Origin of the sequence: Tenacibaculum sp. 47A_GOM-205m (assembly GCF_000518405.1) — a bacterium.
Lineage (GTDB): Bacteria > Bacteroidota > Bacteroidia > Flavobacteriales > Flavobacteriaceae > Polaribacter > Polaribacter lutimaris.
The window spans coordinates 95,515-116,878 of record NZ_JADN01000009.1 but is presented as its reverse complement, the minus strand read 5'-3'; the positions used below and the strand labels follow the sequence as shown (position 1 = coordinate 116,878).

Annotated in this window: 23 protein-coding genes; 6 read left to right on the top strand and 17 right to left on the bottom strand. The window is 31.4% G+C overall.

Annotated elements, in window-relative coordinates; genetic code table 11:
* Positions 1–51: 51 nt before the first annotated feature.
* The 3 genes from N534_RS0111170 to N534_RS0111160 are packed head-to-tail and all read right to left on the bottom strand — an operon-like array spanning position 52 to position 2,258.
* On the bottom strand, positions 52–939 hold the full coding sequence (locus N534_RS0111170; RefSeq protein ID WP_028892571.1) for a 3-hydroxybutyryl-CoA dehydrogenase: 888 nt from the start codon (positions 937–939) through the stop codon (positions 52–54).
* 13 nt (positions 940–952) lie between these two features.
* Positions 953–1,294 (bottom strand): hypothetical protein, encoded by a 342-nt coding sequence (locus N534_RS0111165; RefSeq protein ID WP_028892570.1) that lies wholly within the window; start codon positions 1,292–1,294, stop codon positions 953–955.
* A gap of 4 nt (positions 1,295–1,298) precedes the next feature.
* A complete protein-coding gene (locus N534_RS0111160) occupies positions 1,299–2,258 on the bottom strand; it encodes a Gfo/Idh/MocA family protein (protein ID WP_028892569.1) in 960 nt (319 codons plus the stop codon).
* A gap of 220 nt (positions 2,259–2,478) precedes the next feature.
* On the opposite strand from N534_RS0111160, the gene N534_RS0111155 reads away from it, so the two are divergent.
* Complete coding sequence (locus tag N534_RS0111155; protein ID WP_028892568.1) at positions 2,479–3,120, top strand: protein-L-isoaspartate(D-aspartate) O-methyltransferase; 642 nt, start codon at positions 2,479–2,481, stop codon at positions 3,118–3,120.
* 57 nt (positions 3,121–3,177) lie between these two features.
* Here N534_RS0111155 and N534_RS15340 read toward each other — a convergent pair whose 3' ends face one another.
* The 12 genes from N534_RS15340 to N534_RS0111095 all read right to left on the bottom strand — a co-directional run bounded on the left by N534_RS15340 (position 3,178) and on the right by N534_RS0111095 (position 11,914).
* The gene (locus N534_RS15340; RefSeq protein WP_156025604.1) at positions 3,178–3,348 is read right to left on the bottom strand and encodes a hypothetical protein; all 171 of its coding nucleotides are present in this window, start codon (positions 3,346–3,348) and stop codon (positions 3,178–3,180) included.
* A gap of 146 nt (positions 3,349–3,494) precedes the next feature.
* Positions 3,495–4,355 carry a substrate-binding domain-containing protein gene (locus N534_RS0111145; protein ID WP_028892567.1) on the bottom strand — a complete coding sequence of 287 codons (861 nt, stop codon included), beginning with the start codon at positions 4,353–4,355 and terminating at the stop codon, positions 3,495–3,497.
* Positions 4,352–4,675: a hypothetical protein gene (locus N534_RS0111140; protein WP_028892566.1), complete on the bottom strand. Its 324-nt coding sequence runs from the start codon at positions 4,673–4,675 to the stop codon at positions 4,352–4,354. Before N534_RS0111140 ends, N534_RS0111145 begins: the two co-directional genes overlap by 4 nt.
* A complete protein-coding gene (locus N534_RS0111135; RefSeq protein WP_028892565.1) occupies positions 4,676–5,545 on the bottom strand; it encodes a nucleoside phosphorylase in 870 nt (289 codons plus the stop codon).
* Positions 5,546–6,490 (bottom strand): hypothetical protein, encoded by a 945-nt coding sequence (locus tag N534_RS0111130; protein ID WP_028892564.1) that lies wholly within the window; start codon positions 6,488–6,490, stop codon positions 5,546–5,548.
* A gap of 152 nt (positions 6,491–6,642) precedes the next feature.
* Positions 6,643–6,966, bottom strand: coding sequence for a translation initiation factor (locus N534_RS0111125; protein WP_028892563.1), 324 nt, complete (start codon positions 6,964–6,966; stop codon positions 6,643–6,645).
* A 5-nt stretch (positions 6,967–6,971) separates the two neighbouring features.
* Positions 6,972–7,919, bottom strand: coding sequence for an isopenicillin N synthase family oxygenase (locus tag N534_RS0111120; protein ID WP_028892562.1), 948 nt, complete (start codon positions 7,917–7,919; stop codon positions 6,972–6,974).
* A gap of 60 nt (positions 7,920–7,979) precedes the next feature.
* Positions 7,980–8,705, bottom strand: coding sequence for a DUF6048 family protein (locus N534_RS0111115; protein ID WP_028892561.1), 726 nt, complete (start codon positions 8,703–8,705; stop codon positions 7,980–7,982).
* Positions 8,686–9,162, bottom strand: coding sequence for a DUF6452 family protein (locus N534_RS0111110; RefSeq protein WP_028892560.1), 477 nt, complete (start codon positions 9,160–9,162; stop codon positions 8,686–8,688). The genes N534_RS0111115 and N534_RS0111110 overlap by 20 nt, the downstream gene beginning before the upstream one ends.
* Positions 9,163–9,168: 6 nt before the next feature.
* Positions 9,169–10,620 (bottom strand): 23S rRNA (uracil(1939)-C(5))-methyltransferase RlmD, encoded by a 1,452-nt coding sequence (rlmD, locus tag N534_RS0111105; protein ID WP_028892559.1) that lies wholly within the window; start codon positions 10,618–10,620, stop codon positions 9,169–9,171.
* A 107-nt stretch (positions 10,621–10,727) separates the two neighbouring features.
* Positions 10,728–11,423 carry an OmpA family protein gene (locus N534_RS0111100; RefSeq protein WP_028892558.1) on the bottom strand — a complete coding sequence of 232 codons (696 nt, stop codon included), beginning with the start codon at positions 11,421–11,423 and terminating at the stop codon, positions 10,728–10,730.
* 14 nt (positions 11,424–11,437) lie between these two features.
* A complete protein-coding gene (locus N534_RS0111095; RefSeq protein ID WP_028892557.1) occupies positions 11,438–11,914 on the bottom strand; it encodes a lipocalin family protein in 477 nt (158 codons plus the stop codon).
* A 247-nt stretch (positions 11,915–12,161) separates the two neighbouring features.
* On the opposite strand from N534_RS0111095, the gene rocD reads away from it, so the two are divergent.
* Positions 12,162–13,406: an ornithine--oxo-acid transaminase gene (rocD, locus tag N534_RS0111090; protein WP_028892556.1), complete on the top strand. Its 1,245-nt coding sequence runs from the start codon at positions 12,162–12,164 to the stop codon at positions 13,404–13,406.
* A gap of 193 nt (positions 13,407–13,599) precedes the next feature.
* On the opposite strand, the gene N534_RS0111085 is transcribed toward rocD, so the two are convergent.
* Together N534_RS0111085 and N534_RS0111080 are read right to left on the bottom strand one after the other, a co-directional pair.
* Positions 13,600–16,575 (bottom strand): ATP-binding protein, encoded by a 2,976-nt coding sequence (locus N534_RS0111085; RefSeq protein ID WP_028892555.1) that lies wholly within the window; start codon positions 16,573–16,575, stop codon positions 13,600–13,602.
* Between the two features lie 161 nt (positions 16,576–16,736).
* On the bottom strand, positions 16,737–17,453 hold the full coding sequence (locus N534_RS0111080; protein WP_028892554.1) for an RDD family protein: 717 nt from the start codon (positions 17,451–17,453) through the stop codon (positions 16,737–16,739).
* A gap of 118 nt (positions 17,454–17,571) precedes the next feature.
* Between N534_RS0111080 and N534_RS0111075 the strand changes: the two genes are divergently transcribed.
* The 4 genes from N534_RS0111075 to N534_RS0111060 are packed head-to-tail and all read left to right on the top strand — an operon-like array spanning position 17,572 to position 21,363.
* Positions 17,572–18,537 (top strand): stage II sporulation protein M, encoded by a 966-nt coding sequence (locus N534_RS0111075; protein WP_028892553.1) that lies wholly within the window; start codon positions 17,572–17,574, stop codon positions 18,535–18,537.
* Entirely contained in the window at positions 18,530–19,381 is an 852-nt protein-coding gene (locus N534_RS0111070) for a hypothetical protein (RefSeq protein ID WP_028892552.1), read from the top strand. The genes N534_RS0111075 and N534_RS0111070 overlap by 8 nt, the downstream gene beginning before the upstream one ends.
* Positions 19,382–19,385: 4 nt before the next feature.
* Positions 19,386–20,120: a hypothetical protein gene (locus N534_RS0111065; RefSeq protein WP_051435910.1), complete on the top strand. Its 735-nt coding sequence runs from the start codon at positions 19,386–19,388 to the stop codon at positions 20,118–20,120.
* 1 nt (position 20,121) lies between these two features.
* Positions 20,122–21,363, top strand: coding sequence for a DUF4350 domain-containing protein (locus N534_RS0111060; RefSeq protein WP_028892550.1), 1,242 nt, complete (start codon positions 20,122–20,124; stop codon positions 21,361–21,363).
* Position 21,364 lies beyond the last annotated feature (1 nt).

Sequence of the window (21,364 nt, the reverse complement as noted above, 5' to 3'; positions counted from 1 at the left end):
GAAATTTCAATTAAGAAATTTCTCTTTTTTGTTTTATAAAGTCTTAAAGAACTAAGAAAACATCTTCGCTACTTTCTCTGCCTTTCTACTTTCTGAATAATCGTAAAAACCTTCACCAGATTTCACTCCTAATTTTCCTGCTGCAACCATGTTTACTAATAACGGACATGGAGCATACTTAGGGTTTTTAAATCCGTTATACATTACGTTTAAGATAGATAAACAAACATCTAACCCAATAAAATCAGCTAATTGTAATGGTCCCATTGGATGTGCCATTCCTAATTTCATTACAGTGTCAATTTCAGCAACACCAGCAACACCATTGTATAAAGTTTCAATACTTTCGTTAATCATAGGCATTAAAATACGATTGGCAACAAAACCAGGGTAATCATTTACTTCAACAGGAACCTTATTAATTTTCTTAGTTAAATCAACTGTAAAGTCCATTACTTCATCAGAAGTGTTGTATCCTCTAATAATTTCAACCAATTTCATAATTGGTACAGGGTTCATAAAGTGCATTCCAATTACTTTTTCAGGTCTATTGGTAGCTGCTGCAATTTGAGTAATTGAGATTGATGAAGTGTTGGTAGCTAAAATAGTATCTTCAGCACAAGCTTCATCTAAATCTTTAAAAATCTTAAGTTTTAAATCTACATTTTCAGTAGCTGCCTCAACAACTAAACTAGTGTTTTGAACACCTTCTTTAATAGAAGTATGTGTAGTAATGTTATTTAAAGTATTATTTTTATCGTCTTCAGTAATTTTTTCTTTCGCTACCATTCTGTCTAAGTTTTTAGTAATGGTTGCTAGCCCTCTATCTAAGGCAGCTTGCGAAATGTCGATAAGTTGAACATTGTATCCAAATTGAGCAAAAGTATGCGCAATTCCATTTCCCATTGTTCCTGCTCCAATTACGGCGATATTTTTCATGTTGTTGTGTTTTTTAATAGGAGAAATAAACTCCAATTACTTTATTATTTTGCGGATTATTATTTGAAAGTTTTAGTTGTAAACTATCATTTTCTTGAATCGGCTCCCACATTGTAGCCTTATTTCTAAAGTTTGAACTGTATATCTTATTTTCAAATTTATATTGATAATAAATTTTTTGATGATAGCCCCTTCCAGCAGTTCCATAAACAACTTTTATAGAATCAATTTGAGCATTTACTTTTGTGGTTTTACCAAAAAAGAAAGCTATATTTCCATAATTCCATAAAAAATATAATCCTCCAAAGAATATTATAAAATACAATAAAGAACCAAATGCTCGAAGAGAATTCATTTTTCTAAAAACAATCTATAATCTGATGTGCTACACGTAAAGCTTCAGTACCTTGACGTAATGAAACAATAGGAGTAGTGTTGTTCTTAATAGCATCTGCAAACGACTCTAATTCATCTAAAATAGCGTTGTTGGCAACTACTTCAGGATTATCGTAATAAATTTGCTTTTTAACTCCCTCAGCATTCTGCAAAATCATAGCAAACTCATCAGGTTTTTCTGGCACATCTTTCATTCTAACAACTTCCGATTGCTTTTCTAAAAAGTTTACAGAGATATAAGCATCTCTTTGGAAAAAACGACTTTTACGCATGTTTTTCATTGAAATTCTACTAGCTGTTAGGTTTGCAACACAACCGTTTTCAAATTCAATACGTGCATTGGCAATATCAGGAGTTTCTGAAATAACTGATACTCCACTTGCATGCACATTCTTTACTTTTGAATTTACCACAGATAAAATAATGTCAATATCATGAATCATTAAATCTAAAACAACAGGAACATCTGTTCCTCGAGGGTTAAATTCAGCTAAACGATGTGTTTCAATAAACATTGGTGTGTCAATCAAGTCTTTAACAGCCATAAAAGCAGGGTTAAAACGCTCTACATGTCCAACTTGACCACGAACATGATGTTGACTAGCTAAAGTTCTTATAGCTTCTGCTTCTAATACTGTATTAGTAATAGGCTTTTCAATAAAAATATGCTTCCCTTTTTCAATGGCTTGTTTAGCACAATCAAAGTGAGAAAGAGTAGGAGTAACAATATCAACTACTTCAACAGCATCAATTAATGCTTCTACTGAATCGAATAATTTATAGCCAAACTCATCAGCTACTTTTTGAGCGTTTTCTGTAAAAGGGTCATAAAACCCTACTAATTCGTATTTTTCTGATTGTTGTAACAAACGCAAATGGATTTTTCCTAAGTGACCTGCGCCTAAAACTCCAGCTTTTAACATAAGTGAAAGATTATTAGTTATTTGATTGGTTTGTTGAAAAAGAAATGATTTCCACAAAAAATCAACGCAAACAAAGATACACTTTTATACAGATTTATTACTACTTTTATCCTGCCGAAATTTTATAATTATTGAGCCCTATAAAGGGGATTTTAAATAAGAAATTATAGGTTTTATAGTAATTTAGCTAGTAATTACCTATTGGTAGATTAATGTAAGAATGAAGGATACAACCAAACATCAAGGACTTAGAAATCAATTAGCAAACGTTTTAGAAGCAAAAGGAATTACCGATACTAAAGTATTAGATGCGGTACGAAAAATTCCAAGACACTTGTTTATGGATAGTAGTTTTGAAGCACATGCATATCAAGACAAAGCTTTTCCTATTGCGGCTGAACAAACCATCTCTCAACCTTATACTGTGGCTTTTCAATCGGAAGTTTTAGAGATACAACCTGGTGAGAAAGTGTTAGAAATTGGTACAGGGTCTGGGTACCAGACAGCAGTTTTATTAGAGTTGGGAGCAGAAGTGTACTCGATAGAGCGTCAGCACGAATTATTCAAGAAAACCTCTATGTTTTTACCAAAACTAGGATATAGACCCAAGCGTTTTATTTTTGGAGATGGTTATAAAGGGTTACCAGAAGAAGCTCCTTTTGATAAAATTATTGTAACAGCTGGGGCTCCGTATGTGCCTAAAGCACTATTAGGACAGATTAAAGTAGGAGGTAGGTTGTTGATTCCTGTGGGAGATAAAGAGCAAGTAATGACATTGTTTATTAGAAAGTCACCAAAAGAATTTGAAAAGCATGAACTAGGTGGTTTTAGGTTTGTGCCAATGTTAAAAGAGAAGAATTAAACAAAAAAATCCGCCTAAAAAAGCGGATTTATTGAATTTGAATAAAGAAACATCAACTTATTCAGCAATCGCTACTTCAGTTGCATCGGCAACTACTACCTCTTGTTGTTGATGTTGTTTTTGTTGAGTTTGATTAGTTTTGGCTAAACCACAAGGACTAGTACTTCCGCAAGAAGAAAAACCTAATACACTAACAGTACAAATTGCAATAAATACTACTTTTTTCATGTGTTTGTTTTTATCGTTTTTAATAGTAATACCTTAATTAAGCAAGGTATAGTTATGTAAGCTATACTATTTAAAATAGTCAATTTATTGAATGTATAATGATTATTTTAAACAGATTGGCTTAATTGTTTTTTATTTAATAGAAATCAAATATACATATTTCTGATTAAGTCACCAGAATTTTCCTTCTTTTCAATAACGTTAAACTCTACCATTTTATTTTGTATGGCAGAAATTAAATCTTCACTAATAGGTTTTCCATCGTTCCATTCTGTAATAGATAACCACTTTTGAATATCATCTAGCTGTTGTTCGTATCTATTAGCAAGAATTTCATCGATGTTGTCAAAGTCTTTAAAATCTTTCGTACAGCTGTTAATAATATCGTGTACTTTTTTTACTTCTTCAAAATGGTTTTCTAATATTTCGTTACGAACAGCAATTACAAAACAAGGCCAAGGTGTAGGGCAATCACCAACACGTCTAAAAGTGCCGTTATCTACCAAAGGTTTTGTTGTAAAATGTTCCCACATAAAATAACCTGCATCACCATTTGTTAAAGCGTCAATTCCTCCTTGTAAATCTCCAACTACTTTAAATTGTAAATTGTTTACATTCCAACCATTATTATGCGCATTAACAATAGCCATAAGGTGCGAACCAGAGCCAAAGCGACTAATGGCTACCGTAGCATGTTCTAAATCAGCAATAGTTTTAAATTTAGAGTTTGCACCTACATGAATTCCCCAAATAAGTGGACTTTTTACAAAGGTTTGTGTGATTTTTGAAGGATTACCATTGATGATGTCTTTTATAATCCCTTCTGTAAGTACTAAAGCGATATCAACTTCGCCAGCACGTAGCGCTTTAGACATGGCGCCTGTACCTCCAGGGTAATCTTGCCAACGCAGGTTGATTCCTTCTTTAGTGTATTCTTTATTTTTTAAAGTAATGTACCATGGATAATTAAAGTGTTCTGGTACACCACCTATTCTTAACTTTATCATGAAATAATTAAAATAATAATTATTAAAAATATTAATAATACAGAGGTTAATACTGTAAAAAGTGAATTAGATGTAAATTTAGGAAGTCTAGTTTCAATATTAGGTAATGAATCTAAATAGATTTCAAGTTGATTTTTCACACAAATAGTATCAAATTTTTTTCTGTCAGAATTTTTAATATAATACTTGTTTGACCTTGAGTTAGTTAAATATTCTAATTCATTATGATACTGAATATTGTTTTCAAGCATTAATTTTTCAAACTTAAATATATCTTGAAATCGAATATGAAATTTAAACGTTTCCTCTCCATTAAACATTTATTCAACTAATTTATCTAGAGTATATACAATCAAATCATTAACGACTTTGTATGGATCTTCACTAAATGTTCCATTGGCTCTGTTAGCAATAATAGCATTCATAGAGGCTGCATTGTGCCCTAACAATTTGGCTAAACCGTAAATGGCAGAAGTTTCCATTTCTAGGTTAGTAATTCGATTATTGTTATAGTTAAAACTATCAATTTTATGATTTAACTCAGCGTCTTGTAAAGGTAAACGTAACACACGACCTTGAGGTCCGTAAAAACCACCAGCAGTAGCTGTAATTCCTTTGTAAACTTTATCAGATAATAACTTGTTTTCTAAAGGTTTTCCGTTAGAAACAATTAAGGGATATGATTTTTTTGTACTCCAGTTAGTATGTTTTATAAAAGCTTCTTCAAGATCAGGGTGTGAAATTTCATCTACTTGATATGATTGAAGCAATCCGTTTAAATCTAAACCATGAGAACTTAATAAAAAACTATCAACAGGAATATCATTGTGTAAAGAGCCAGAGGTTCCAATTCTTGTTATGTTTAATTGGGTATGGTTTTCTTTTACTTTACGTGTATTTAAATCAATATTTACAAGTGCGTCTAACTCGTTTAAAACAATATCAATATTATCAGGACCTATACCTGTAGAAATAACAGTAATTCGTTTTCCTTTATAGGTACCAGTGGTAGTTTTAAATTCTCTTTTTTGGGTGCTGAATTCTATCGTGTCAAAATGTTTCGTAACCTTATCTACACGATATTGATCACCAACGAAAATGATATCGGAAGCAATATGTTCAGGTCTTAAATTCAAATGATAGATACTACCATCTGGATTTAAGATGAGCTCAGAATGTTGTATACTCATTTATGATGTTATTTTTAACAGCTTATCGGTAGAGTTTACATAGAGATAGCTGTATTTTTTTGCGCCACCAAGATACGAAAAATCAGAACGAATTTTAGCATAATAATTGGTTTGGTTTTGCAACACCTTTTTTCCTGTCTTACTTAATTTAACAGGATCAAAAGAAGTAAATAGTTTTTTAAGTTCATCTAGCTTATGAAAATATTGATTATCACCAAATCCGTAATTTTCTTGATGAGTTAACATGTAGTTAACTAATTCGTTTTGGTTAGCAAAATTATGTTCGTTAGCAGTTTTTAATATGTTGTTTTCTAAGTGATTTAATCCGTTTTCAATTGAAGGAAAACGAAGTAAGTGCGCTTTAATAGCACTTTCTAAGTAAATAAAAGGTGATTTTGGATTGAATTTATGAGCATTTTCAAGAGGTAATGGGCTGTCAGAACAATATAATTGCCATATATAATCAGCATATTCAATATCATCGTTAGTTAACTCTATCCTATTTTCAAAATGTTGTTGTAATTGTGTTTCAGATAATTCTCCTAAACCAAATAATTTTTCTTCTCCAGGAATTTTACCACTTGTAACTAAAGAAACTTTGTGACCAGAACGGTATCGTTTTAACCAACTAATTACAGCAACCATGTTTATTTGGCAAAACAAATCGTACTCAAACCATAAAACAATTTCATCTTGTTGTTTTTGGTTACAAAGGTTTCTGTATTCTTTTAAAGTGTAATCGATGAATTTCTTTTTAGTGATTTTATAAGAGTCTTTTAAAAAGTCGAAACGGATTTTCCAAAAGTTTTCGCTTCCAACATCGACAGAAGTTTTTCCTTCACATAACATTTCACGCCAAGTAATAATGTCTCCTTCAATATTTAATTTTTGAAGTCTTTGAGTCGTGTAGTCTCCATTAGTTATGTGTAATAAAGAATGTTTCATAATTTTTTAAGGGAATTAGTTGATTTCTTTATTGATATAAAATAAACGGTTTATTTTATACGTTATTATTTATTGATTGATATTTAACACTTTACAAAAAGTTGTAAATATAAAAAAAATGTCGAGGAATCAAATTCCTGACATTTTTTTGTTTATCCACCAACGCGTTTTACGTTGAATCCTTTGTCTTTTAAAAGCTGCATTATAGTGTCTCTATAATCGCCTTGAATGATGATTTTGTCATCTTTAAAACTACCACCAACACTTAGTTTAGTTTTGATTTCTTTTGCTAATTTCTTGAAATCTTCAGTAGCTCCATTGTATCCGTCTATAATAGTAACTGGTTTACCTTTTCGCTTTTCGTATTTGCATAAAATAGGATCATCTTGAAGCCAGATATCAGGCTTTTCTTCAATAGATTTTTCTTCAAATTGATGATCAGGGAAAAGATTTTTTAATTGATCTTGTAAATCCATTAGATTTATTTTTTCAATCCTAATTCACGTAAACGCTCATCTAAAAATTCACCAGCAGTAATATCTTCAAACTGCTTTGGGTTGTTCTCGTCAATACAGTTTTCTAAAACATCTAATTTCATATCAGAAACAGGGTGCATAAAAAAAGGAATAGAGTAACGAGAAGTTCCCCATAATTCTTTAGGAGGGTTTGTTACTTGGTGAATGGTAGATTTTAATTTGTTGTTACTATGACGTGATAACATATCACCTACATTAATCATTAACTCATCTGGTTCAGCAATTGCGTCAATCCATTCTCCTTTGTGGTTTTGAACTTGTAATCCTTTTCCTTGAGCTCCCATTAATAAAGTGATCAAGTTAATATCACCATGAGCGGCAGCTCTTACAGCTCCTTTAGGTTCTGTAGTAATAGGAGGGTAGTGAATTGGACGTAAAATGCTATTTCCGTTTTTAATATAATTATCAAAATACGTTTCTTCCAAGCCCAAGTGTAATGCTAACGAACGTAACACGTATTTAGCTGTTTTTTCTAACATTTGGTATGCTTCTTTACCTACTTTGTTGAATTCAGGTAATTCCTCAACCTCTACATTTTCTGGGTATTCTTTAGCGTACTTTGAATCTGCATCAACATACTGACCAAAGTGCCAAAACTCTTTTAAATCTCCTTCTTTTTTTCCTTTTGCACTTTCTTTACCAAAAGAAACATATCCTCTTTGACCTCCAATACCTGGAATTTCGTACTTTTCTTTTACTTCAGTAGGTAAATCAAAAAACTTCTTGATTTCAGCATATAAGTTATCTACTAATTCATCGTCTAAAAAGTGTCCTTTTAATGCTACAAATCCTATATTCTCATAAGCGTCACCAATCTCGTTGATGAATTTTTGTTTTCTTTCAGCATCATCAGATAAAAAGTCTGCTAAGTTTACGCTTGGAATTTTATTCATTGTTAATAAGTTTTATTATTCAAGCTGTAAAGTTAGTGAAATCAAGTGTATGCTGATAATTTATTTATTAACAAAAGGGATTAAGTACGATATTGTATAGTTAAACCCGAAGCCTGTGTTACTTTCAAAAACACGGTTAAAACCAGGGGTATACAAGGTTTTAAAGCCTTTTTGATCGTCGATACTTAACATAATTTTATATGAAAAGCTAAAACCTACGAACAAGTTTTTAAAAGTTTCTGCTTTTATACCTAGTTGTAATTCAGTCCAATGAGCAGTAAGTCCATCATCAGACATAGGTGTTTTAATAGGAGTTGAGGGAAAATAAGGAGGAAGGTTTTCTGTTCCTGAAGAAACATTAGGTTGGTAGCTGTTTAGGGTATGATCAAATATGGCAAAACCATAACGCATACCTACGAAAATTTCATTGTTCATATCAAGCCAATTTTCATAAGCGTTGTAATTAGCTCCAATTTTGATATAATTTCCTTTGGCAGAAGAAGATAAAAAATCTTCAAAAGTAGTTTCATCTTCATGTCCTATTTCTGCAGCAACATACCATTTTTTAGAGATTCTATAATCACCTACAAGTTCTAAACCACTATAGCTTTTATCAACAATAGAAAGAGCTGGTTTGCTAATATCTATTCCAAGACGTAAGCCATATCCTGTTTTGTATGTAACGGTATCTTTTTTTTCTTCGGATTTTTCTTTAGTTGTGTTTTGTTGAGAATAACCGTTTATAAACACAAAAGCGAAACATAGACTAATGAAATACTTGTACATGGGCGCTAGCTTGATTGTCGATTAAAGGAATTTCTTTGGTAGATAAACTGTCTATCCAACCAGTATGATCTAAAGTTACATTTTCATAAATAATTCTGAAACCACATGAGCGAGAAACGAAATCTTCTTCAGGGTTATATTCAATAGTTAGCGTAGCGGTTTGATTGTTAGCTATATTACCGTCTACATCATTCATTTTTAATGTATAAACTGTTTTTTGTGATGTGCCATCTAATGGAATAGCAATACTATCATTAGTTATATTTGTAAAAAGACTATCCGTTTTACCTTCTGCAATGACAGATAAGCGTTCTACATTTTTTAAGTCATTCGTATTATCCATGTCGTAAAAACGAAGCACTAAATTGGGTGTTACTGGATTTTGTGTACAGAAATCATCTTTTTCACAGGCTGTTAAACCTACTATAAGTATGAATAGAGCAATATATTTTTTCATTAATATTTATTTTTCAAATAAAACTACCGTTTCTATGTGTGATGTATGTGGAAATTGATCTACTAAACTAATCTTTTTTAATTGGTATCCGTTGCTTATCAATTCCTCCGTGTCACGAGCTTGTGTTGCTGGGTTACAAGATACATAAACCATTCTATCAGCGTTTAAGTTTATGATTTTCTTAAGCGTTTTTGGCGCAATTCCTGCACGAGCTGGGTCTAAAATAATGGTTCTTATTTTGTTTTTATATTGTGGGTGTTCATTTAAGAACTTTCCTACATCAGCTGCATAAAATTGTAAACCTTCAATATTGTTTCGTTCTGCATTCTTCTTAGCGTCTTCAATAGCAGAGGCTACAATATCTACACCAACAATTTTAGTGTTATTCGACTTTGAAGCAATAATTTGCCCAATGGTTCCAGTACCACAGAATAAATCCATCACTACGGTATTGTCAATTGCATCTTTGTTTTCTAACGCATAATCAACTACTTTGGTATATAGTTTTTCGGCAGATTTAGGGTTGGTTTGGAAGAAGCTTTTCATGCTAATTTCAAAATTCAACCCTAATAACTCTTCTACAATTTTATCTTTTCCGTATACCAATTTAACGCTTCCTGAAGTAGCAATAGTTCTATCACCAGTTTCGTCGTTAATAGTGTGTAATAAACCAGCCACTCTATCACCAAATAACTCTACTAGATAGTTAGCAAACTCTTTTAAATCAAATTTTGATAAATCGTGAGAAGTGGTTACTAAGTTGAATAATAATTCGTTGGTTTTGTATGATTTTCTTACCACAAAATATCTAAAGAAACCTTCTTTTTTAGGTCCGTGCCAAGGCGCCAAACCAGTTTTTTCACAATACTCTCTAATGTTTTTGATGTTATCTTCAACTTGTTTGTCAAATAAACCAGAATCTTTTTCAAGGTTATCACCCATCCACCAAACACCACGACGTTTAAAACCTAATGTAAACTCATCTATATCGGTTTTATTTTCACGGTCGTAACCAATGGCAGAAAAGCCATATTCCATTTTATTGCGGTAGTGAAATACATTTGGAGAAGCAATAAACTTATCAAACAGATCTTCAATATTTTCAACTTTACCAATGCGTTTAAATAAAGATAAAGTACTTTCTTGCTTGTATTTGTGTTGTAAATCTATAGGTAATTGAATATAAGGTGCTCCAGGAATATCTTGATATGGAACAGGTACTTCATCATCAGAATGTTTTAAAACATCAATTAACTTACACTCTGCATACTTCTTTTTTGATTTATCTACACGTGCTTTTACTAATTGTCCTGGTAAAGTGTTAGGAACAAAAACTACAAAAACACCTTCTTCTGAACGTATTCTTCCAATTCCTTTTCCGCCGAAGGCATAGTCTTCAATTAAAATTTCAATGACTTGTCCTCTTTTTACAAACTTATTTCGCTCTCTTCTTGGCATTCTATACTATGATTTATGGTGTGCAAAATTAGGAAAAGATATGGTTTGAAGATAAAAAAAAGACTACTCATTTAGAGTAGTCTTTAATCTTTGTTGTGAAGGCTTTTTTATTGACCTGCTTCTTTTTTAGCTTCTTTTATCATTTGTTCGTTTGCAACAATAGCAAATTCAACACGTCTGTTTTTACTTCTTCCTTCAGCAGTATCGTTAGTAGCAATAGGATCTTTAACACCTAGTCCTTTAGTTTCAAAACGACTGTTGTTTAATCCTTTACTAGCTAAGTAGTTTCTTACTGAATTAGCTCTTTTTTCTGAAAGTTTTTGGTTATAATCAACAGCACCAGTACTATCTGTATAACCGTAAATTACAATATTTGTGTTTTCATAATCTTTAAATACAGGTACTAATTTATCTAAGTTGGTCTGCGCTGTAGCTGTTAAAGTAGCTTTATTAGTAGCAAAACGAACAGCATTTTCTCCTAAAGTAAGTTTAATACCTTCACCAACTCTTTCTACTTCTGCACCTGGTAAAGCTTCTTCAATTTCACGAGCTTGCTTATCCATTTGGTTACCAATTACACCACCAGCAACACCACCTACAACACCACCTAAAATAGCTCCTAATTCAGAGTTGTTTTTGCTTCCTACATTGTTACCTATTACAGCACCTATTACAGCACCAGCAGCAGTACCAATAGCAGCACCTTTTTGAGTGTTGTTAGCGTTTTGTATAGATTTACAAGAGGTAAAAATAGTACCAGCTAAAAATAAAATTGATAAACTATAAATGGTTGATTTTTTCATAATATTCTTATTAATTATTGTCTTTGAAATGAATATGTAATGTCTTTTACTTGCCCTGCAACGTTAACTTGATCTATTAAATCAAAACTAGTTTCGGTAACGTTACGTAACCTTAAAATATATCCAGCATTAACGTCTTTAGCTTTGTGATTATTAATAACCTTTAATACAAAGTTTCCATCTTTATTAACATACCATGTAATAGGAGAGCTAAAGTCTTTACAATCTGTACTTGGATTATTTAAGCTCATTTCTCCTTTGTTGTTGTTTGAAACAAAACTCCAGTTACTACCAATAAAGCAGTTAGAGTCTTCTAAATTAAATGAGTTTACTTTTAGGTAGTTTGAACCTGGAAAGTTTACAGCAGTAATAGTCCAGTTACCTTTTAGCATTCGTTCAGTTTTATTGTCAAGTTTAGTGTTAGTTACAGATGTAGATTTACACCCAATTACAGCTACTGAAAGCAGTAATAAAAAAAAGATTCTTTTCATAAAATGATATTTAGTTAATTCCTTTTAAAGATAAAAAAACTATTTAACCTTGTTTTTATTGTTTATTATAAAAAAGTTATGTTGTTTGTATTTTTAGACCCTTCAAAGTCTATGAAAGTCACTTAAATTTGATAATTTTGTAGCTAGGGATGATTTCTTTCCCACGCTGAATTTTCGAAATTTCTTTTTCGAAAGGATAAAGGTAGATAAGGAATGGTTATTTTATAAATTTTAAAAATTAAGAAAAATGGCTGTTTTAGACCAATTAACTTCGCAACAAGCGATCGACTTAGAAAACAAATACGGAGCGCATAACTATCACCCATTACCAGTAGTATTGAGTAAAGGAGAAGGAGTATATGTATGGGATGTTGAAGGAAAAAAATATTATGATTTTTTATCAGCTTACTCTGCAGTAAACCAAGGACATTGTCATCCAAAAATTGTTGGAGCGATGGTAAACCAAGCACAAACATTAACGTTAACTTCTCGTGCTTTTTATAACGATATGTTAGGAAAGTATGAAAAGTTTGCAACTGAATACTTCGGTTTTGATAAATTATTACCAATGAATACGGGTGCTGAAGCTGTAGAAACTGCTTTAAAAATCTGTAGAAAATGGGCGTACGAAGTAAAAGGAATTAATGAAAACGAAGCACAAATTATTGTTTGTAAAAATAACTTCCACGGAAGAACAACTACAATTATTTCTTTTTCAAACGATCCTGTTGCACGTAAAAACTTTGGTCCGTTTACTGAAGGGTTTATTAAAATTGAATACGATAATTTACAAGCTTTAGAAGAAGCATTAGAAAACAACAATAATATTGCTGGTTTTATGGCTGAACCTATTCAAGGAGAAGCTGGGGTATATGTGCCTTCTGAAGGATATTTAGCAGCAGCTAAAGCGTTATGTGAAAAGCATAATGTATTATTTATTGCTGATGAAGTACAAACAGGTATTGCACGTACAGGTCAGTTATTAGCAGTAAACCACGAAGATGTACAACCAGATATTTTAATTTTAGGTAAAGCTTTAAGTGGAGGAGCATATCCAGTATCTGCAGTATTAGCAAACGATGACATTATGAATGTTATTAAACCTGGTAACCACGGTTCTACTTTCGGAGGAAACCCTGTTGCTGCAGCAGTTGCTATTGCAGCATTAGAGGTGGTTAAAGATGAAAAATTAGCTGAAAATGCTGAGCGTTTAGGTGAAATTTTTAGAGAGGAGTTGGCTGAGTTTGCTAAAGAAAACGAATTAGTAACGTTAGTACGTGGTAAAGGATTGTTAAATGCTGTGGTAATTAACGATACTGAGGATAGCTCAACTGCTTGGGATATTTGTATGAAGTTACGTGATAACGGTTTGTTAGCAAAACCAACACACGGAAACATTATTCGTTTTGCACCACCATTAGTAATGAACGAAGAACAATTAAGAGACTGTATTAACATTATTAAGAAAACTATTACTGAGTTTAAAAAATAAGTTTACAGCATTGTATATTAAAAAAAAGGAACGATTTAATCGTTCCTTTTTTTGTTGTTATTTATTAGTTTTTAATTACTAAAACATGAAACTAACATTTTTATAAATGTTATTAAAAATGTTTAATAGCAATTTAGGTACTTTCCTGTACACTTTTTAAATTGGTGATTTTTTTTGGTGTACAAAAATATAATTAGTTTGCCATTTCATAAATATTTAGGTGTCTTTTTAAGATTCCAGAAGGCGTATTTTTGGTTTCATCAAAAATTCGGGTATCACCAAAAAGAATAAAACTTTCTTTAGCTCTAGAAACCGCTACATTTAGCATATTAGGCTTGTTGTCTTTTTCAAAAAACAAGGTTCCTTCATCATCATTAGAATACACAGAGCTGAACAAGATAATGTTTCGTTCTGCACCTTGTAAAGCGTGTACTGTACCCAGTTTAATGTCGCTAACTTTATAGCCCGCATCGGTTAAAGCTTTAGATAATTCTCCTTTTTGACTTGCGAAAGGGGTAATGATTCCTAAAACAGGTTCAATAGCATCTACATTGTAGGCTTCTTGAATGGTTTCTTTGTTTTGCTGTAACCAAGAAATTATGGCTTTTACTTCACTAATGTTTTGACGACTGTTGTATTTGCGTTCACTAACTCCTTCTATATGATATGCCATCATTGATGGGAATGCTTGGTTTTCTTTCGCTTTTCCTTTCATGGGTTTTAAAATACCATCGTACGCCAATTCGTTGCAAAAACTAATAATTTCATCATTACATCGTCTGTGCTCTAACAAAACCAATCCTTGTTCTTTTTTTGCGGGTAGGGGAGTTTCAAATTCGCAGGCATTTTGAGCCATTTTCATAATGCTTCCGCTAGAAGCTAAAAAACCTAGCTCATCTAAATGTGCGTCATTTTGATTTTCAATAATATCAAGACTTGTTAAGTTTCCTTGGTCAATTTTTTTAGGAATAGACCAAATAGGTTCAATTTGTTTTAAATCACCTACTACAAAGGCTTTTTGAGTTAATGAAAATACAGGAATACTTACTTCTGGAGTAACCTGACCTGCTTCATCAATAATTAATAAATCTAAAAAATTGTATAGCGGTAAATATTCAAAAATAGGTTTTCCGTTTTCGTTTTCTCCTTGAAATTGACTGTATAAAAAGTGACTTGGAGCTGTATAAAAGGTAGCTACAAAACAAGGAGTTAACATGGCTCTTCGTTTCCATTTAGCTTTTATAGCGAGTTCACCAGTTCCTTTTTCGGTATCATATTCTAGCATTTCTTTAGTCTCAAGTAACCAACGAGCTTCCCAATAATGGGTTGCTAATAAAAATGCTTTGTGGCGTAAATCAATATCTAATTCATCATAAAAGAAACGTTGTGTGGTGTCGTTAGAGTTTATTTTTTCATATTCGTATGCCCACATTTGTTCTTCTGAAACAAAAGGAAATCCTTTAATATTGTTTTCATACTTCCAGTTTTTTAGGCTTAAATGCGATTGTAATAGCAGATTTACATTGTTTGTACATTCTTTTATGTATGCTGCTGCTTTTTTAGCATTTAAGAATGTTTTTTCTGTAGTTTTAAAAACATGTTCAGAATTTTTTGTTTCCAACTGAGTCTCATCAATAAAATAGCGTTGTACTTTATCAATAAAATCAGTGTCTTTTGCAGCTGTTTTTAAATCGTTTAAAACAGTTCTCCATTCTTGTAGTTTGGAGATTTTAAACGTATTTTTTTCGATGAAATCTTCTTCGTGTACGAGTATGCTGTTAATATAGTTTACAGCATTGATATAGTTTCTAGAGTAGTCAACACCATCAGCTAAAATATTTTGAATCCCAATAATTTCTTCTTGTAAATGATTGCATACATCGTCAAGTGAATTTGTTTGGGTATTAAAGTACTGACAGTAGTTTGTTAAAAAATAATATTCTGCTTCAGAGATGTATTTTTCATTTTCTAGATTACATAATGTTCCTTCATGACCAAATAAGTTTCCCTTTAAATAATTAATATTGGCCAGTTTTTTCTCACTTTTTGAACTGGATGGGAGGTAGGTAGCATATCCGTTAAAATCAGGAATCCAACGATTGGCCAATTCTCCCATAGTACTTTCAGAATTGATAAAACTATCAATAATATTCGTTACTGCTTGGTTGTTGTTAGAACAAGCTAAGATTATAGGAGCTTCTTCACCGTTAATAGCGGCTTTTACAAATTCGGTAGCAACTAAACTTTGTAAAAGTGTAGTTTTTCCAGTTCCTGGAGGTCCGTTTACAGCAGTAACCGCATTTTCTTCGGCAACTAAATAGGATAATAATGTTTTACGTTGACTAACAGAAAGTGGAAATTTATTTGACATTTGCCCTAAATGCAAATGGTTATACACTAAAAATCCGTTATCGGTAATGGCTTCTTGTCGTTCTCTAGTATATGGGTTGATGATTTTAGAAAGTACGGGTAATTCATCCGTATTTTTAAGTAGGTTTTCGTACAGAAATAAAATACTTTTTGCTGTAGAAATTTTAGAACTTAAAGCAAAGTAAGTAAGCTCATATTGCGTGGTATAGCGTTCTACTTGATAACGGTATAGGTTGCTAAAAGTTATCGCAGAAAATACTTCGTTAATATAGTTCCAGTATTCATCCCAAGGCACAGGGTCTTCGCTATTTTCAAAATCAGGAGAAGCTAATTCTTTAGCATCTAAAACGGTATCGATAGAAGAGAAGATAAAATCGTTCTTAATATCTGCCATAGGAGTTAGATAGTTACGAACAATTAAAGGAAATCCATCTTTTGGAGCTGATAATTGTCCTGAACGATTTACAATAGCACTAATCCAAAAAGGATGAATAGTGCGTTGTTTGAATTTAGTGTTGTCGGTTTGATAAACTAAATGAAAGGGGGCAATTAATATTTTAGTTTCTTCTACTTTATGCCACTTAGGATTGTCTTTTTTAGTAATTCCTTTTAATCGATTAATTCTACGTTCTTCAACATCTAACAGTTGACTTGCTTGTTTAGAATTGATGAGCGCATTGCTTAAATCGGATGATTTTTGATAAAAAAGGTTTTTTATTTTACTAATGTCGATAGCTAAGTTTTCACTATCAGATAAGCTGTTTTTATAATATTGTAACCAGTTTTTTTCGTCGTTCATAGTTGTTCTCGTGCCCTTGAAATGTGATTTTTTCAATAAGAAAGGGTGCGAAAATACTATATTCAACGGGTGAAAAAATAGTTTTTGTTAGCTTTTTATTAACGAAAAAAAATACTCTAAGAGTAGAGGGTTAATTATCAATAAAATAAAAAGAAGAAAAATTACTGCCTTGCGTAGTAATGATAATCTTTAATTACGGTATTTATAAATTGAGCAGGTTTTTGCTCTGTGGTAATTCCTGTTAACTCAATAACTTTTGTATGTAGTTTTAAAATTACTTTATGATTTCTTTTTCTCATGGCGTCCCTATATACATTTGAGATAGTGTGAATATCGCTATCAGTCAACAAAGTTACTTGCGAATAGGTAGGAGTGTAATTGTCTACTACATCATTAGCAATGGTATCTTTTAAAGTAATTCTTTTCTTTTCAGATATTACAGTAGTTCCCGCAGCAATATCTCCTAAGCGTTGCCCTTTTCCGTTTAATAAAATCGTAAGAACAGCAACAGAACCACTAGCTAAGGTAAAATCTACAACTCGTAATAACCAACGAATTAAATAGCTTCCAAAAGTAGGTTTAGATCCGTCTAACTTTACCACTCTAGTTTGGTTAAAGTATTTTCCAGGAGTTTGTCCGTTCATTAAAACTTCAAAAATCAAGCTGTAAAAAAATATTGGCAATCCAAGCAGCATGTACAAGCTCAGGTATTCCATACTAAAAGGAATATCTAACATTCCTATTATAATGGCAATAATGATATAATATCCGAAGATAAATAAAGCATCAATTAAGTATGACCCTATGCGAGTAGTAACATGTGCGACATTTTGGCTAATAGCGATGTTCTGAGCTGTTTCTATTTGAAATTTATCCATGTATTAGTTTTTCAATTTTTTTATTGATATTTCTACAACTTTTTTTAGTTTAGCGAAGATAAAAATATTCTATGATTAAGGAAACTTCTCAACAAATACACTTTAATTTTTTGAGTAAATGAGAGAAGCTGCTTTTGTAAATAAAAATAAAGAAAAGTGGCAGCTTTTTGAAGATGCTTTGTATCAAAAAACAATTATCTCTCCAGATAAATTATCAGATTTATATGTAGAGTTAACTGATGATTTGAGCTATGCTAAAACCTTTTACCCTAATGGGAATACGGTTGTGTACCTTAACTCTATAGCTTCTGCTGCGCATCAAAAAATTTATAAAACCAAAAAAGAAAGTAAGAATAGATTTACCAGTTTTTTTAAAACAGAGTTTCCTTTACTTTTTTACAGTTATCAAAAAGAACTGTTTGTTGCTTTTATCGTTTTTGCTTTTTTTACAATATGCGGTGTTTTTTCAGCAGCGACTGATACTGATTTTGTACGTCTTATTTTAGGTGATACTTATGTGAATATGACCCTAGAAAACATAGAGAAGGGAGATCCTATGGCTGTATACAAAGATGCAAATGAAATTAACATGTTTGTTGGAATTACTATGAACAACATACGAGTTGCTATGTATGCTTTTGTATTAGGAATACTGTTTTCCGTAGGAACCCTATACATAATGATGCAAAACGGAATTATGTTAGGCTCATTTTTGTATTTCTTTTACGAAAAAGGTTTGTTTTGGGAATCTTCAAGAACTATTTGGATCCACGGAACTATAGAAATATCAGTAATTGTAATTGCAGGTTGTGCAGGTTTGGTATTGGGGAATAGTATATTATTTCCTAAAACCTATTCACGATTAGAATCGTTTAAAAGAGGAATGAAAGACGGATTGAAAATTATGGTAAGTACCATTCCGTTTTTTATTGTTGCAGGTTTTTTAGAAGGTTTTGTAACCCGTCATACCGAAATGCCCGATTGGTTAGCTATTTTAATTATAGGTACTTCATTAGTATTAATTATATTTTATTACGTCATTTATCCAGTTAAAGTTTATAAAAATCAACTAACACATGAATAAAGAATATATCGAGTTTAAAAGAGAGAGAGATTTAGGAAGTATTATTTCAGATGCTTTTAAGTTTATTAGGTTAGAAGGAAAACAATTCTTTTTATCTATTTTAAAAGTAGCTGCAATACCAATAGTTGTAGCTGTAGCTTCTATGATTTACTATATGATATCTATGTCATCAATAATTACTGAAGATGCAAGTGCTGTTATTGGTATGATAGGATCTGTGTTTATTATGATGATAGCTTATTTAGTAGCCATTGTTTTTATAAACCTAGCAGGTATGTACTACATTAAATCTTATATAGATAATAAAGGTGTGGTGAATCAAGAAGAAGTTGTGGCTAACACAAAAGCAAAGTTTTGGTCGTTTACAGGTTTTGGTATTTTAGCAGGATTGATATTGTTTGCAAGTGCTATGTTATGTGTATTACCAGTATTTTATACTTGGCCAGCGTTATCTTTAGGGGCTTCAATCTTAGTGTTTCAAAATGAAACAGCTTCAGGAGCAGTGGGTAAATGTTTTAACTTTATAAGTGGGTATTTCTGGGAAGTTTTTGGAGTAGTTTTCGTGGTGTCTATTTTGGTAAGTGTTCTAGGATATGTATTCCAAATCCCAGCAATGATTTATCAATTTGCAAAAATGGGATTAAGTATGGGGAGTGATGATCCAGCAGAAGTTTTTGGGTTTTTTAGTGATCCTATTTATTTGATTTTAAATGTTGTTTCAATAGCAGGTCAGCTAATTTTTTATTCAATAACGTTAATCACCAATGTGTTTTTATATTTTGATGTTAACGAGAAAAAGAATTTAACAGGAACTATTGAAAGAATTGATAGTTTAGGACAGTAATCTTTTGAAACAGTTTCTTTTTTACATAGCGTTTTTTATTTGCTCAATAACTCTTTTCTCTCAAGAAGAAAAAAGAGAAGTTAGGTATGATGATACTATTATTGAACAAAAAAAGTTTGATGCTCAAAAAATTGAAGAGTATAAACAAAAAGAAGAGTTTATATACATCGTAGAAAAGAGAGAACCTACTATTTTAGAGAAAATATGGGATTGGATAAAGCGAACAGTTATTAAAATACTTTCATACGTTTTTGATGATATTACACCAGCAGTAGGATTTTTACGTGTTGTTTTAAAGATTTTGCCATATGTAATTGCAGGGCTCGTACTTTTCTTTATTATAAAATTCTTCCTAAAAGTAAACGCTAGTAATATTATTGATGGTAAAAGAGTAAAACCTATCGTGCATCTTTCGGAAGAAGAAGAATTGATAAAAGAGAAAGATTTACCAAAGTTAATAGAGCAAGCCATTACAGAAGGAAACTATCAATTAGCTGTGCGTTATTACTATTTATTTTTGTTAAAAAACTTATCAGATAAAGAGTTTATTTCTTGGCAACAAGAAAAAACAAATGAAGATTACATAAAGGAATTGGCATCTAAGCAACAATTACATGGTGATTTTAAAAAGCTAACCTATTTGTATGATTATGTATGGTATGGAGAGTTTTCAATCGATAAAGAAAAATTCATGCAAGCAGAAAGTAAGTTTAAAAATACACTAGCTAAAATTTACTAATTTGGATAAGAAACTTAAAATATACATTGGTTTATTGGTGTTTATACTGCTAGGTATTATTTATATCGAGTCAGTAAAACCGAAAGAAATCAATTGGTATCCAAGTTATGCAGCTAAGCATAAGATTCCGTATGGTACGTATGTATTGCATAAAGAAATGCCAAGTTTATTTCCGAAGAAAAAAGTAAAAGATATACATCAAAATCCGTATACTTTTTTAAAAGATTCAACCAATAACGGAACTTATTTTTTTGTTGATAATGCACTGAATTTTGGTGAAGATGAGTTTTCTAAACTGCTCAAGTTTGTAAAAAGAGGCAACAATGTTTTTATAGCTACAAACGGAGTACATATTGATACATTAAAAACAGAAACAAGTATTTTAACAACATCGGCTTTTGAAGAAAAATCGTATCAAAAAATGAGTAATCCAATTTTTGGTGAAACAGAATATCATTTTGATAGAGATTTTTCTAAATTCTATTTTTCTGAAGTAGATACCTTAAACACAACTGTTTTAGGTGAGTTAGTAGTAAGAAATGAAAACGATTCTATCATCAGTAAAAAACCAAATTACATTAAAGTAAAACACGGAAAAGGAAATTTCTATTTGCATACTTTTCCGCAGGCTTTTACCAATTACAACATGTTGTTAAACAACAATTATGAATATGTAGCGAATGTGTTATCGTACTTAAATAATCAGCAAAAAAATGAAACGGGGGCTGGGGGAGGCTCTAATAGTAGAAGTGCCATTTTATGGGATGCCTATTATAAAACGGGAAAGAGTGGCATTGCTTCACCCATGCACTATATTTTATCAACCCCACCGTTAAAATGGGCATATTACATCGCTTTAATAGGTGTATTATTTTTCATTATTTTTAAAGGAAAACGAAATCAGCGATTAATTCCTGTAATTACACCGTTAAAAAATCAAACGTTGGCTTTTACACGTACCATAGCAAATATGTATTATGAAAAGTCAGATCATAAAAATATAGCAGAGCATAAAATTAACTATTTTTTAGAGTACATAAGAGTTAAATACCGATTATCAACTCTAAAAATAGATGAGAATTTTTATAAAAATGTAGCTAGTAGAAGTGGAAATTCTGAAGAAAAAATCAAAGATTTATTTCAGAAAATAAAACAGATACAATCAAAATCAAATATAATCGAAGAGGATTTGATAGCCTTAAACAAAGCTATTGAAGATTTTAAAGCATATAAAAATAGTTAAT

Coding starts and splice junctions, on each gene's coding strand:
- N534_RS0111170 (WP_028892571.1), bottom strand. CDS start 939: ATGAAAAATATCGCCGTAATTGGAGCAGGAACAATGGGAAATGGAATT.
- N534_RS0111165 (WP_028892570.1), bottom strand. CDS start 1,294: ATGAATTCTCTTCGAGCATTTGGTTCTTTATTGTATTTTATAATATTC.
- N534_RS0111160 (WP_028892569.1), bottom strand. CDS start 2,258: ATGTTAAAAGCTGGAGTTTTAGGCGCAGGTCACTTAGGAAAAATCCAT.
- N534_RS0111155 (WP_028892568.1), top strand. CDS start 2,479: ATGAAGGATACAACCAAACATCAAGGACTTAGAAATCAATTAGCAAAC.
- N534_RS15340 (WP_156025604.1), bottom strand. CDS start 3,348: ATGAAAAAAGTAGTATTTATTGCAATTTGTACTGTTAGTGTATTAGGT.
- N534_RS0111145 (WP_028892567.1), bottom strand. CDS start 4,355: ATGATAAAGTTAAGAATAGGTGGTGTACCAGAACACTTTAATTATCCA.
- N534_RS0111140 (WP_028892566.1), bottom strand. CDS start 4,675: ATGTTTAATGGAGAGGAAACGTTTAAATTTCATATTCGATTTCAAGAT.
- N534_RS0111135 (WP_028892565.1), bottom strand. CDS start 5,545: ATGAGTATACAACATTCTGAGCTCATCTTAAATCCAGATGGTAGTATC.
- N534_RS0111130 (WP_028892564.1), bottom strand. CDS start 6,490: ATGAAACATTCTTTATTACACATAACTAATGGAGACTACACGACTCAA.
- N534_RS0111125 (WP_028892563.1), bottom strand. CDS start 6,966: ATGGATTTACAAGATCAATTAAAAAATCTTTTCCCTGATCATCAATTT.
- N534_RS0111120 (WP_028892562.1), bottom strand. CDS start 7,919: ATGAATAAAATTCCAAGCGTAAACTTAGCAGACTTTTTATCTGATGAT.
- N534_RS0111115 (WP_028892561.1), bottom strand. CDS start 8,705: ATGTACAAGTATTTCATTAGTCTATGTTTCGCTTTTGTGTTTATAAAC.
- N534_RS0111110 (WP_028892560.1), bottom strand. CDS start 9,162: ATGAAAAAATATATTGCTCTATTCATACTTATAGTAGGTTTAACAGCC.
- rlmD (WP_028892559.1), bottom strand. CDS start 10,620: ATGCCAAGAAGAGAGCGAAATAAGTTTGTAAAAAGAGGACAAGTCATT.
- N534_RS0111100 (WP_028892558.1), bottom strand. CDS start 11,423: ATGAAAAAATCAACCATTTATAGTTTATCAATTTTATTTTTAGCTGGT.
- N534_RS0111095 (WP_028892557.1), bottom strand. CDS start 11,914: ATGAAAAGAATCTTTTTTTTATTACTGCTTTCAGTAGCTGTAATTGGG.
- rocD (WP_028892556.1), top strand. CDS start 12,162: ATGGCTGTTTTAGACCAATTAACTTCGCAACAAGCGATCGACTTAGAA.
- N534_RS0111085 (WP_028892555.1), bottom strand. CDS start 16,575: ATGAACGACGAAAAAAACTGGTTACAATATTATAAAAACAGCTTATCT.
- N534_RS0111080 (WP_028892554.1), bottom strand. CDS start 17,453: ATGGATAAATTTCAAATAGAAACAGCTCAGAACATCGCTATTAGCCAA.
- N534_RS0111075 (WP_028892553.1), top strand. CDS start 17,572: ATGAGAGAAGCTGCTTTTGTAAATAAAAATAAAGAAAAGTGGCAGCTT.
- N534_RS0111070 (WP_028892552.1), top strand. CDS start 18,530: ATGAATAAAGAATATATCGAGTTTAAAAGAGAGAGAGATTTAGGAAGT.